12 protein-coding genes and 1 pseudogene are annotated in these 11998 nt (G+C 74.4%); 3 read left to right on the forward strand and 10 right to left on the reverse strand.

The window, feature by feature from the left end; genetic code table 11:
• Positions 1-145 precede the first annotated feature (145 nt).
• Positions 146-1699, reverse strand: coding sequence for a 2,3-bisphosphoglycerate-independent phosphoglycerate mutase (gene gpmI / locus ABD067_RS17995; protein WP_343896749.1), 1554 nt, complete (start codon positions 1697-1699; stop codon positions 146-148).
• Between the two features lie 301 nt (positions 1700-2000).
• Between gpmI and ABD067_RS18000 the strand changes: the two genes are divergently transcribed.
• A complete protein-coding gene (locus tag ABD067_RS18000; RefSeq protein WP_343896750.1) occupies positions 2001-2402 on the forward strand; it encodes a DUF4168 domain-containing protein in 402 nt (133 codons plus the stop codon).
• Positions 2403-2512: 110 nt separating this feature from the next.
• Positions 2513-3223, forward strand: coding sequence for a 2OG-Fe(II) oxygenase (locus ABD067_RS18005; RefSeq protein ID WP_343896751.1), 711 nt, complete (start codon positions 2513-2515; stop codon positions 3221-3223).
• A gap of 91 nt (positions 3224-3314) precedes the next feature.
• Here ABD067_RS18005 and ABD067_RS18010 read toward each other — a convergent pair whose 3' ends face one another.
• The 4 genes from ABD067_RS18010 to ABD067_RS18025 all read right to left on the reverse strand — a co-directional run bounded on the left by ABD067_RS18010 (position 3315) and on the right by ABD067_RS18025 (position 7561).
• A complete protein-coding gene (locus ABD067_RS18010; RefSeq protein WP_343896752.1) occupies positions 3315-4883 on the reverse strand; it encodes an ELWxxDGT repeat protein in 1569 nt (522 codons plus the stop codon).
• Between the two features lie 174 nt (positions 4884-5057).
• Positions 5058-5885 carry an SDR family NAD(P)-dependent oxidoreductase gene (locus tag ABD067_RS18015; protein WP_343896753.1) on the reverse strand — a complete coding sequence of 276 codons (828 nt, stop codon included), beginning with the start codon at positions 5883-5885 and terminating at the stop codon, positions 5058-5060.
• Between the two features lie 77 nt (positions 5886-5962).
• Positions 5963-6811, reverse strand: a complete 849-nt coding sequence (locus ABD067_RS18020) for an ion transporter (RefSeq protein ID WP_343896754.1) — start codon at positions 6809-6811, stop codon at positions 5963-5965.
• A 69-nt stretch (positions 6812-6880) separates the two neighbouring features.
• Complete coding sequence (locus ABD067_RS18025) at positions 6881-7561, reverse strand: NnrU family protein (RefSeq protein ID WP_343896759.1); 681 nt, start codon at positions 7559-7561, stop codon at positions 6881-6883.
• 253 nt (positions 7562-7814) lie between these two features.
• Between ABD067_RS18025 and ABD067_RS18030 the strand changes: the two genes are divergently transcribed.
• Positions 7815-8291: a carboxymuconolactone decarboxylase family protein gene (locus ABD067_RS18030; RefSeq protein WP_343896755.1), complete on the forward strand. Its 477-nt coding sequence runs from the start codon at positions 7815-7817 to the stop codon at positions 8289-8291.
• Between the two features lie 5 nt (positions 8292-8296).
• Here ABD067_RS18030 and ABD067_RS18035 read toward each other — a convergent pair whose 3' ends face one another.
• The 5 genes and pseudogenes from ABD067_RS18035 to ABD067_RS18055 form a co-directional block, all read right to left on the reverse strand.
• Complete coding sequence (locus ABD067_RS18035; RefSeq protein WP_343896756.1) at positions 8297-8767, reverse strand: 23S rRNA (pseudouridine(1915)-N(3))-methyltransferase RlmH; 471 nt, start codon at positions 8765-8767, stop codon at positions 8297-8299.
• Positions 8764-9258 carry a ribosome silencing factor gene (rsfS, locus tag ABD067_RS18040; RefSeq protein WP_343896760.1) on the reverse strand — a complete coding sequence of 165 codons (495 nt, stop codon included), beginning with the start codon at positions 9256-9258 and terminating at the stop codon, positions 8764-8766. The genes ABD067_RS18035 and rsfS overlap by 4 nt, the downstream gene beginning before the upstream one ends.
• A 108-nt stretch (positions 9259-9366) precedes the next feature.
• Positions 9367-9984 (reverse strand): annotated as a pseudogene (locus ABD067_RS18045) (nicotinate-nucleotide adenylyltransferase); the annotation flags it as partial.
• A complete protein-coding gene (locus ABD067_RS18050; RefSeq protein ID WP_343896757.1) occupies positions 9981-10838 on the reverse strand; it encodes a 2-keto-4-pentenoate hydratase in 858 nt (285 codons plus the stop codon). The pseudogene ABD067_RS18045 and the gene ABD067_RS18050, both read right to left, overlap by 4 nt.
• A gap of 26 nt (positions 10839-10864) precedes the next feature.
• The coding region (locus ABD067_RS18055) for a glutamate-5-semialdehyde dehydrogenase (protein WP_343896758.1) at positions 10865-11998 on the reverse strand (1134 nt) is incomplete at its 5' end.

Raw genomic sequence — 11998 nt, forward strand, 5'->3', positions numbered from 1 at the left:
GCGGCGTCCGCCGCGCCCCGCTCCGCCTGCGCCGCCCGCCGGGCCTCCCCGGCCTCCCGCGGCGTCGGCTGCTGGGCCGGGGCCGCCTGGGCGCCGCCGAGGAGCACCAGGAAGGCGAGGCAGGCGTCGGCGGCGCCCGGCCGCCTCACCCGGCGCGAAGCAGGGACCGGCCGGTCATCGCCGCCGGCTGCGGCAGGCGGAGCAGGGCGAGCAGCGTCGGCGCGATGTCGGCGAGGCGGCCGCCCTCCGCGAGCCGTGCCCCTTCCGGCCCGCCGGCCAGCACCACCGGCACGGGATTGGTGGTGTGGGCGGTGTGCGGCCCGCCCGTTTCCGGGTCGCGCATCAGCTCGCAGTTGCCGTGGTCGGCGGTGACGAGCAGCGCGCCCCCGGCCTCCCGGATCGCCGCCGCGATGCGTCCGAGCCCCGCGTCCACCGCCTCCACCGCCTTTATGGCGGCGGGCAGGCTGCCGGTGTGGCCCACCATGTCCGGATTGGCGAAGTTCAGCACGACGAGGTCGAAGCGGCCGGAGCGGATGGCCTCCACCGCCTTCTCCGTCAGTTCCGGCGCCGACATCTCCGGTTGCAGGTCGTAGGTGGCGACCTTGGGCGAGGGCACCATCACCCGCTCCTCGCCGGGGAAGGGCGTTTCGATGCCGCCGTTCAGGAAGTAGGTGACGTGCGGGTACTTCTCCGTCTCCGCCGTGCGGAGTTGCTTCAGGCCGGCCGCGGACACCACGGCGCCGAGGATGTCCTCCATCGACTGCGCCGGGAACAGCGCCGACATCCTGGTGTTGAGCGCGGCCGAATACTCCACCAGACCGGCCGCCGCCGCGAAGCGCGGCACCCGCGCGCGCGGAAAGCCTTTGAAGTCCGGCTCCAGCAGGGCAGACAGGATCTCCCGCACCCGGTCGGCACGGAAGTTGAAGCAGAGCAGCCCGTCGCCGTCGCGCATCCCCGCGTAGTCGCCGACCACGGTGGCGGGCACGAATTCGTCGTTCACGTCGCGCGCGTGGGCCGCGAGCACGGCGGAAACGGCATCGGCCGCGCGCGCCTCGCCCTCCGCGTCCACCATGGCGGCGTAGGCCTTCGACACGCGATCCCAGCGGTTGTCGCGGTCCATGGCCCAGTAGCGGCCGATCACCGTGGCGATCCGCACGCCCGGCAGCCCCGCCAAGTCCTCTTCCAGCGCCCGCAACTGCTCGGGCGCGGCGCGCGGCGCGGTGTCGCGGCCATCGGTGAAGGCGTGAACCGCGACCGGCACGCCCGCCGCGGACACGGCGCGCGCCAGCGCCGCCGCGTGGCGCTGGTGGCTGTGGACGCCGCCCGGCGAGGCGAGGCCGAGCAGGTGGCAGGTGCCGCCCGACGCGCGGAGCTTGGCGATGAACCCCGCCAGCACCGGCGAGGCCGCGAGCGAGCCGTCCGCCGCCGCCGTGTCGATCCGCGGCAGGTCCTGCATCACCACCCGCCCGGCGCCGATGTTGAGGTGCCCCACCTCCGAATTGCCCATCTGCCCGTCCGGCAGCCCCACATCCGCGCCCGAGGTGCGGAGGAAGGACCGCGGCCCGGCGGCCCAGAGCGCGTCGAAGGCGGGCGTCCTGGCGAGGCGGACGGCGTTGTCCGCCTCCTCCTCGCGCCAGCCCCAGCCATCGAGGATGGCGAGCATGACGGGACGGAGGCGGTGCGGGGCGCTGCTCGACATCGCTGTCGGGACTCCGGGCGGGTGATGGCGGGCGGGTTGCGTAAGACGCGCCACCCGCCGCCGCAAGGTTCCCGCGCCGCCGGTCAACGGGCGGGCCGCGGGCCGATGGTGGCCCCGAAGCGAAGCCGGAAGCGCCGACGCCCGCGCTCACATCAGCGAGAACACATGGCGCGGTCGTTCGCAACGCGGCGGTCGCGGTGCGCGATCCCCGGTCCATGAACTCAGAACCTCCGGCCACAGGCGCCGTTACCGCGCCAGGCCCCAGTTGGGGTTCCAGAAACCATCAAAGATTGGAAAAAGCATGGAGAGCGCATTCGCCAAGGCCCTGGGCGCGGCCGTGTTGGTCACCGCCTTCGGCTTCGCGGCCGCCCCGCTCGGGGCGCAGCAGGCGTCGCCGGGTCCCCAGCCCGGGGCCGAACAGGGCACGAACGCGGCGGGCGCGCAGGTGCCGGAGGCCACGGTCCAGCGCGCCGGCGCCGCGATCCGCGACTTGTCCGGCATCCAGGCGCGCTTCACCCAGCGCATGCAGAGCGCGCAGCCGGCGGAACAGGAGGCCATCGCGGCGGAAGCCAGCGGCGCCGCCGAAGCCGCGCTCGCGTCGCGCGGCCTGACGTTGGACGAGTACAACAGCGTCATCCGCCTCGCCCAGGCCGACCAGAGCCTGCGCGAGCGCCTCATCTCCGCTGCGCGGGGCGCGCGTTAGCCGGCGCCTTCCCCGCCGCCTCTCCGGGCGGAGAACCGCAACCGCCGGAGGGCGCGCCGGGGCCGGACCCGTCATGCTGGCGGGAAGGCTGGGTGGGGGACCGAGGCGCGATGGCGATGAAAGAGCAGTTGGCGGCGCTGGACTGGGCGGCGGCGGAAGCGTCGCTCGACCAGGCCGGCGCCGCGGTCCTCGGCCCCTTGCTCGACGCGGACGAATGCCAGCGGTTGTCCGCCCTCTACGATAGCGGCGAGGAGCGCTTCCGCTCCCGCGTTGTCATGGCCCGGCACGGCTTCGGGCGCGGCGAGTACAAGTATTTCGCCGACCCGCTGCCCCCGGAGGTGGCGGCGTTGCGCGGGGCGCTCTACGCGCGGCTGGCGCCGGTGGCGAACCGTTGGAGCGAGGCGATGGGGCTGCCGACGCGCTACCCCGCCGACCACGCCGAATTCCTCGCCCGCTGCCACGCCGCCGGCCAAACCAAGCCCACGCCGCTGCTGCTGCGCTACGGCCCCGGCGACTACAACTGCCTGCACCAGGACCTCTACGGCGAGCACGCCTTCCCCTTGCAAGTCGTGGTTCTCCTGTCGGCCCCGGGCGAGGTGTTCGAGGGCGGCGAATTCGTGCTGACGGAACAGCGCCCCCGCATGCAATCCCGCGCCGAGGTGGTGCCGCTGCGTCGAGGCGAGGCGGCGGCCTTCGCCGTGAACCACCGCCCGGTGCAGGGCACGCGCGGCGCCTACCGCGTCACGATGCGCCACGGCGTCAGCCGCGTGCGCCGCGGCGAGCGGCACACGCTCGGCATCATCTTCCACGACGCGGCGTAGGGCGGGCGCGGCCTGTTCCCGCCCTGCGCGCCGGCATCCCTCCGACCGGAGGACACCGGATGCGCGCCGCGTGTCCAGCGGCGGACGCGAGCTAGGCCACGAACCACTCGCCGGCTGCCGGGGAAGGTTCCCCCGCCGCCGGTGCGTGGGCCTCGTCGACCGTTGACAAGCGGACGAAGGCGGAAGCGCCGCTGCCGGCGTTCCCCGGGTTGATGTTGCGCAGCAGTTGCGTGCCTTCGGCGGTGCCGTCGGTGATCCAGGGCTCGGCGCCGTTCGCGCCGTCGTCGGCCGTGAAGACGACCCGCCCGTCGTCCAGGGCGGCGAAGTGACTGGGGACGCTGTTGGCGTAGCCCTGGGCGTTGCGGTTGATGTCCTCCACCAGCCGCGTGCCGTCCGGGGTGCCGTCCGTGATCCACAACTCGTTGCCGTGCACGGGATCGGTGGCCGAGAACACCGCGCGCCCGTCGCCCAGGGCGAGGATGCCGCCCGGCGCGCCGCCCGGCCCGTAGGGCGGCGGCCCGTAAGGCGATGGGGCGGGGGAGTAGCTCCCGCCGCCGCCGGGGTTGCCGGAACCGCCGCCTTCCCACGCATCGGCGAGCAGGCAGGTGCCCGCTTCCGTGCCGTCCGTGACCCAGAGTTCGCGGCCATGCACGCCATCGTCCGCGGCGAAGACGGCCCGACCGTCGCCGAGCGCGCGTATGTTGCCCGGCGAGGAACTGGCGGGTGTGGGACTGGCTCCCTGGTAGGGGACGGTCGTGCCCGTCCAGATGTCGGCGACGATGCGCGTGCCGCCGGCGGTCCCGTCGGTGATCCAGAGTTCGGTGCCCCGGTCCGGGTCGGCCGCCGTGAACAGGACCCGCCCGTCCTCCAGGGCGGTGAAGTTCGCGGGGTTGCTGCTGCCGGGGACGTCGCCGCTGCCCGGGTAGGGGTTGTAGGTGCCGGGCCAAAGGTCGGCGAACAGGTAGGTGCCCGCTTCCGTGCCGTCGCTGACCCAGAGTTCGCGGCCGTTGACGCCGTCGTCCGCGCCGAAGATGGCCCGCCCGTCCCCCAGGGCGATCATGCCGGACCCGCCGAAGTAGCTCCCGGGGGAGCTCCCGCGAGGCCCGGGGGCGATGTCCACCACGAGGCCGGTGCCCTCTTGGGTGCCGTCGGTGACCCAGAGCTCGGTGCCGATCTCGCTGTCGCTCACGCTGAACAGGGCGCGGCCGTCGCCGAGGGCCACGAAGGCGCCGCTCAGGTAGGAGTAGGCCGACTCCGGGTTGGTCTCCAGCGCGCGGGTCCCTTCCGCGGTGCCGTCCGTCACCCAAGGCTCGTAGCCGCGCCCGGGGTCGCTGGCCACGAAGAGGGCGCGCCCGTTCTCCAGGAGGGCGAAGTTGCTGGGATAGCTGGTGCCGTAGCCCGACGACGCCGTGTTGATGTCGAGCACCAGTTGCGTGCCCGCCGTCGTGCCGTCCGTGACCCAGAGTTCCGTGTTGTGCACCGGATCAGCCGCGGCGAAGACGACGCGGCCATCCCCGAGCGAGGTCAGGGAGGACGGGCTCGCGGAGCCGCCGCCGGGCCAGATGTCGGCCAGCAGACGGGTTCCCGCGACCGTGCCGTCGGTCGTCCACAGCTCCCGGCCGGTGGAGCCGTCGTCAGCCGAAAAGACGAGGTTTGTCATGCGCTTCCTCCCACGGCTTCGTGTCCGTTTTCATGCCATCCTATAGGACACCAATCCGTCGGAGCGTCGCGATCGCGTGCCTACGAGGTTCGCGCCGCCGCCGTGACCGGTCCGCAACTCGCCGGGCCGACCACCCGGCGCCTGCCGTCACGACGCGATCGGGGAAAAAGAGGGTCAGGCCGTCGCCGGGTCGGTGCCGGTGGCGATGGCCGTCACCGCGGTCGCGCCCGCGTCCACCGGCACGATGGCGCCCGTCATCCACCGCGCGTTGCCGGAGGCAAGGAAGGCGACGGCCGCGCCCACGTCCCAGCCGCTGCCTTCCGTTTGCAGGACCGAGCGCCTGCGCCGCGCGTCGCGCAGCTCGGGCGACATGCCGCCCTCCTGCACCATGGGCGTGTAGACCATGCCTGGGCAGACGCAGTTCACGCGGATGCCGTCCTTCGCGTGGTGCACCGCCATGGCGCGGGTCATGTTGACCACCGCGCCCTTGCTCGTGGGGTAGAGCAGCGACGGGTGCCCGCCGGTCAGGCCCGCGACGGAGGCGATGTTGACGATGGCGCCGCCGCCCGCCTTCCGCATGGCCGGCACGGCGAACTTCGCCATCAGCATCATGGAGGTGACGTTCACCAGGAGGCCTGCGTTCCAGGCGTCGAGGTCCACCTCCTCGGCGGTGCCGCGCGGCCCGCTGACGCCCACGTTGTTCACCAGCACGTCGAGCCGGCCGAAGCGGCCCGTGGCGGCCTCGACAATGCGGCGGCAATCCTTCGGCTTCGTCACGTCGCCCGTGGCGACCACGCCCTCGCCCTTGCCCTCTTCGGCGATCATGCGCCGCGTGTCCTCGGCCCAGTCCTCCCGCGCGTCGGCCAGCACCACGCGCGCGCCGGCGCGGGCCAGCAGGATGGCGGCGGCGCGGCCGTTGCCCACGCCTTCGCCGGGCCTGGAGCCGGCTCCGGTGACGATCGCGGCCTTGCCTTCGAGGTCCGCGGCGATGCCCTGTTCCATGTGGCGTTCCCTCCCCGTCGAGCGCGCGAGCCTGCGCCGCGGCGGGAGGGACGGGCAAGCGCGCGCCAGGGCCGGCGTCAGCCGCCGCTGCCGCCCCGCTCCGCCCGCAGCGCCGCCACCTCCGCGCGCAGCGCCTTGATCTCGCGCATCAGCGCCGCGGCGTCCGCGTGCGCCTCCTCCCGCGACTCCGCCACGCCCGCCGCTTCCCGCTGCTCCCGCAGGCTCTGGATGCTCTCCACGATCACGCCGATGAACAGGTTCAGCACCACGAAGGTGGCGATCAGGATGAAGGGCAGGAAGAACAGCAGCGCATAGGGGTGCTTCTCCATCGCCGGCTTCACGATGTTCGCCCAGTCGTCCAGGGTCATGAGCTGGAACAGGGTGAAGAAGCTGGCGCCGAGCGTGCCGAACTCCTCCTCCATGGTGGCGCCGTAGAGCTTGGTCGCCATCACCGCGGCGACGTAGAAGATCAGCGCCATGAGCGCGACGATGCTGCCCATGCCGGGCAGCGCCGCCAGCATCGCCTCCACCACCACCCGCAGCGAGGGCACCACGCTCACCAGGCGCAGGACGCGCAGGATGCGCAGCGCCCGCAGCACGGACAGCGGCCCCGTCGCCGGCAGCCACGCGATGCCCACCACGAGGAGGTCGAAGATGCCCCAGGGGTCGCGGAAGAACCGGCCGCGGAAGGCGTAGACCCGCAACGCCAGCTCGGCGGTGAACACCCAGAGCAGCGCCGTGTCGATCGCGTGCAGCGCCCCGCCCCAACGCTCCATCGCCGCCTCGGAGGTCTCCAGGCCGAGCGTGACGGCGTTCAGCAGGATCAGGCCGACCACGACGCGCTGGAACACGGGCGACAAGGTCAGCCGCGCGGCGGCGGCGCGCGGCGTGTCCGCGTGGTCGGCGGTGGTGAGCCGTTCCTGCATCTCCGATTCCCGAGCTGGTTCCGTGCGGCGCAGCAATGGTCCCGCGGCCGGCCGGGTTCAAGGGGGAACTCAGCCGGGCAGGACGGCCGGGACGCCGAACAGCGTGCGGTGGAACGCGAGCAGCACGGCCCACAGCGCGAGGCCGATCGCCCAGGGCTTCCAGCCCAGCTCCGCGAGGTCGAGCCGGTTCCGCCCGGCGGCGATGGCGCCGAACGGCAGGATGGAGGTCCGGGCCGCGAAGCGGCTCCACGCCTCCGGCTCGCGCGCCGCCACCTTGGCGTCGATCGACGGCATCCCCGCCAGCGCCGTCACCCCGAAGGCGCCGAAGAAGAGGAGGCTGGCGGTGTCGCCGTTCCCCAGCATGTGGACGGCGGCCCAGAGCGCGAAGGACCAGAGCATGGGGTGGCGGGTGATGCGCTGGACGCCGCGCGCCTCGCCGCCCAAGGCCCGCTCGCCCCCGGCCATGGTCGGGTTGGGCGCCGAAACGGAGGCGGCGAACAGCACGAACGCCGCCAGCATCACGAGCGCCAGCAGCCACCGCAGCCATTCCGGCGCTGTCCACAGCACCGTCGTCCCGGAGGCGCCATAGCTCCGCACGAGGAAGAAGATCGCCGCCACCGACAGCACCGAAAAGCCGATGCGGAAGCCGTTCTCGCCGAGGCGCGCCACGGCGGCCCGGCGCACCGCCGTCCCCGCGATGCCGACATGCACCCCGACCCACACGAGCGCGGCGAGCGCGAGCGTGCCCACACCTTCCAACGCCGGACCTCCTCCGAGGGCGCCGCGGCGGACTTTCCCCGCGCGGCCGGCCGTCACGGCCTCCGACGACGGCGGGGCGCGCCGGATGGCGAGCATCCGCGGCCAGAGGCGGAGCACGATACCACGCCGGCGCGGTGGCGCGACCCTCGCCCGGCGCAGCCCTGCCCCGCGGCGGCGCGGGCTTGCCGGCACGGGGCCGCCGGGGCGATCCCGTTGGAGGCGCCGCACGCGCCGGAGGCCCGCCATGCAAATCCACGCACAAAGGCTCGACTACCCTGCCGCCGCGCCGGAAGCATACCGCGCGATGCTCGCCCTCACCCGGGCCGTGAAGCGCTCCGGCCTCGAGGAGCGGCTGGTCGAACTCGTCTTCCTCCGCTGCTCGCAGATCAACGGCTGCGCCTTCTGCCTCGACATGCACGGCGCCGCGCTGCGGAAGGCGGGCGAAGCCCCGGCGCGGCTGGACATGATCGCCGGCTGGCGGGAGGCGGGGCCGGTGTTCGCGCCGCGGGAGCGCGCCGCCCTCGCCCTGGCCGAGGCCCTGACCAGGCTCGCCGACCGCGGCGACCTGCCCGACCCCGTCTACGCCGAGGCCCGTGAGCACTTCAGCGAGGCCGAGATCGCCAACCTCGGATTCGCCGTGGCGGCCATCAACGGCTGGAACCGCTTGGCAGTCGCCTTCCGCGCGACGCCGCTCTCCGTCCGCCAGCGCCCCGCGACCTGACCCCCTCAAGGCCGCCAAGCGCGGTGGTAGGGATGCCCGGCGCGGATGGCCTGCGCCCGGAAAAGCTGCTCCGCCAGCAGCACGCGCACCAGCATGTGCGGCCAGGTCAGCGGCCCGAGCGACAGGCGGTGGTCGGCAGCGGCCAGCACCGCCGGGTCGAGCCCTTCGGCGCCGCCCACCGCGAAGCAAGGCGTCCGCCCGCCCTCGTCCCATCGCGTCCACAGCGCGGCGAAGGCCTCGCTGGACGGGGCCGCGCCGCCGAGGTCCAGCGCCACCAGCAGCGCGCCCGGCGGCAGCGCCGCCAAGATCGCCGCGCCCTCGCGCCGACGGGCCTCGGCCGGGGCGCCGCGGGCCTCGGCGATCTCCGTCACCGCCAGCGGCGGGCGGAGCCGCACGTTGTATTCGGCGAACAAGGCCGCTTCCGGCCCGGCCCTGAGCCGCCCCACCGCGACCAGGCGCGGGGGCGGCCGGCTCAAGCCCCTTCCGCCGCCCCCTCCCCGGGGGCGGCGCCCTGCTGGTGCTGCTCCTCCACCGGGCTGTCCGGCCCCCACATGCGCTCCAGCGCGTAGGTCGCCCGCGCCTCCGGCTTGAACAGGTGGATCACCAGGTCGCCGGCGTCGATCAGCACCCAGTCGGGCGAGCCCTGGATCGCGTCGCGCCGGAGCTTCAGCCCGTTCTTCTCCAGCGCCTCCTCCAGGTGCGTCGCCATGGCCTGGATCTGCCGCTCGGCGAGGCCGGTGGCGATCACCATGCGGTCGGTGAAGGACGCGCGGCCGGTGACGTCCAGCACCTGGATGTCCTCGGCCTTGTCGTCCTCCAGGCTGGTGCGGACGGCCGAGACCAGCTCCTCCACCCGCTCCAGCGGGGGCTTGGGCCGGCGCGGCGCCCGCGCGCGCGCCGCAGGCGCCTTCTCCGGCCCGGCGGCGGAAAGCTCCTTCGCCGTCCGGGCGCGGCGCGGCCGGGCCACCTCGACCGGCGCTTCGTTTTCATCGCCGGTCCCCGCGGGGGACGGCTGCTTGGGCGTGCGCGCGATGTGCGCCTCCTTTGCGTGTTTGGGCGTGCCGTGCTCGGCGCGGGCCGCCGCCGCGCACCGCGCCGCGCGGATGGCGGTGGCCGAGGCCGGGTGCTCCGGCGCCGGGACCAGGCACCAGGGCGCATGTGCGCCTTCCGTTCCCCCGAACAAGGCCGCCGGCCGCCGCCGGTTCCGGCCCAGCACCCGCGCCGCCCGGCCCGCCAGCGCCCGCCGGGTGGCGCCCGGCCGCGGCACCACGGCGATCGGCGTGGTCCGGGCGATCTCCCGCCAGCGCCGCCAGCGCGGCAACTGCTCCAGGTTGTCGGCCCCGAGCAGCAGGACGAAGCGCGCCCGCGGGAAGCGCCGGCGCAGCAGCGCCAGGGTGTCCACGGTGTAGCGCGTGCCGAGCCGCGCCTCGATCCCCGTTGCCAAGATCCGCCGCCCGTCCGCGATCCGCCGGGCCGAGGCCAGCCGCTCGGCGAAGGGCGCCATGCCGCGGGAGGGCTTCAGCGGGTTGCCGGGCGACACCAGCAGCCAGACCTGGTCGAGCCCGAGCGCCGCCAAGGCCCGCTCCGCGACGTGCCGGTGCCCCTCGTGCGCCGGGTTGAAGCTGCCGCCGAGGAGGCCGATCCGGACCCGCCGCCCGTCCCCCCAAGGCCCGGCCGCCTCTGCCGCCGTCACCTGACCTGGACGCTCACCGAAACCGGCTGCGGCGCCAAACCCTCGTAGCGCACCGTGTAGCGCCGCCCGGCCTCCACGGGCAGCGCCGGCGAAAAGCCGCCGAGCGAGACGATGTCGCCCGCTTGCAGCTTCTTGCCGCGCTTCGCCAAGTCCTCGGCGAGCCAGGGCAGAACGTTCAACGGGTGGCCGAGCAGCGCGGTGCCCGGCGCCTTCGCCAACTCCTTGCCCGTGTCGTCCGCCATCGTGACCGTCATGGCGCCGAGGGCCGCGGCGAACCCGGCGTCCGCGCGAACGGGGATCGGCTCGCCGGACACGCCGAGCCGCGCGCCGACGTTGATCGCCAGCAGGTTCGGCCCGTCCAGCTTCGGCGGCGGCATGACGAGGTCGGGCAGCTCGATGAACGGGATCACCTGGTCGATGTGGCGCAGCACCTCCTCGGGCGTGCGCGCCGCGTTGACGCCCTCGTCGCGCACCCGCACCAAGAGGTCCGCCTCCACCGCCGGCACAGCGGCGAAGCGCGCCGGCACCTCCGCGCCGTCGCGGTGCCGCAGCGTCGCTTCGTAGATGGTCCCGGTGACGGGGTGCGGCACGCCGAAGCGCTGCTGCGCCCCGGCGTTGGTGAGGCCGACCTTGTAGCCCACCGGGCGGCCGAACTGCTTCGCGAGCAGCGGCACCAGCTTGTCCTGCGCGCACTGCCCGTCCGCGAGCGACGCCATGCCGGAAAGCGGCTCGCCCGGCCGGTTCTCGACGATGCCGAGCGCCAGCTTCTCCACCGCCTCGTCCGCCGGGCAGGCGGCCCGTGCGCCAAAGGCGGGCAGCGCGAGGGCGCAGGCGAGCAGCACCGTTTTCCGCATGGACGTTCCCTTCCCCGGGGCGCGGATCACGGCCTCGTCTGCCCGCTCCCGAGCACATGGTACCGGTAGGTGCAGAGCTGTTCCAGGCCGACCGGCCCGCGCGCGTGCAGCCGGCCGGTGGCGATGCCGATCTCCGCGCCGAAGCCGAACTCGCCGCCGTCGCAGAACTGGGTGGAGGCGTTCCACATCCCCACCGCGGAGGCGATGCCGTTCAGGAACGCCTCCGCCGCCGCCGGGTCCTCGGTGACGATGCATTCCGTGTGCTCGCTGCCGAAGCGGCGGATGTGCGCCAGCGCCCCCTCCACGCCGTCCACCACCGCCACCGAGAGCACCGCGTCCAGCCACTCGGTGGCGAAGTCCGCTTCCGTCGCGGGCGGCAACTCCGGCACGATGCCGCGCGCCCGCGCGTCGGCCCGGAAACCGCACCCGAGCGCCCGCAGGTCTTCCACCAGCAGCGGCAGCAGCGACGGCGCCACGGCGGCGTCGATCAGCAGCGTCTCGGTCGCGCCGCAGATGCCGGTGCGGCGCATCTTGGCGTTGGCGAGCAGCTTCCGCGCCATCGCGGGGTTGGCCGCGGCGTGGACGAAGGTGTGGCAAAGCCCCTCGGCGTGGGCGAGCACCGGCACCCGCGCCTCTTCCAGCACGCGGTTGACCAAGCCCTTGCCGCCGCGCGGCACGATCAGGTCGAGCAGCCCGGACGCGCCCAGCATCGCGCCAACGAAGGCGCGGTCGGCGGTGGGCGCGGCCTGCACCGCGTCCTCCGGCAGACCCGCCTCGCGCAGCCCTTGCACGACGCGGGCGTGGATGGCGGCGACGCTCCGCAGGCTCTCGGAGCCGCCGCGCAGGATGGCCGCGTTGCCCGACTTCAGGCACAGCGCCGCGGCGTCCGCCATCACGTTGGGCCGGCTCTCGAACACCATGCCGATCACGCCGATCGGCTGCGCCACCCGGCGGATGCGCAGGCCGTTCGGCCGCTCCCACTCCGCCAGCACCCGCCCCACCGGGTCGGGCAGCGCCGCCACCTGCTCCAGGCCGGCGGCCATCGCCTCCACCCGGCCGGCGTCGAGCGCCAAGCGGTCGCGGAAGGCCGGCGCCAAGTCCCCGGCGGCGACGAGGTCGGCGGCGTTGGCGGCGAGCACCGCCGGCGTGCCGGCCCGGAG

The organism is Craurococcus roseus (assembly GCF_039523795.1).
Taxonomy (GTDB): Bacteria; Pseudomonadota; Alphaproteobacteria; order Acetobacterales; family Acetobacteraceae; genus Craurococcus; species Craurococcus roseus.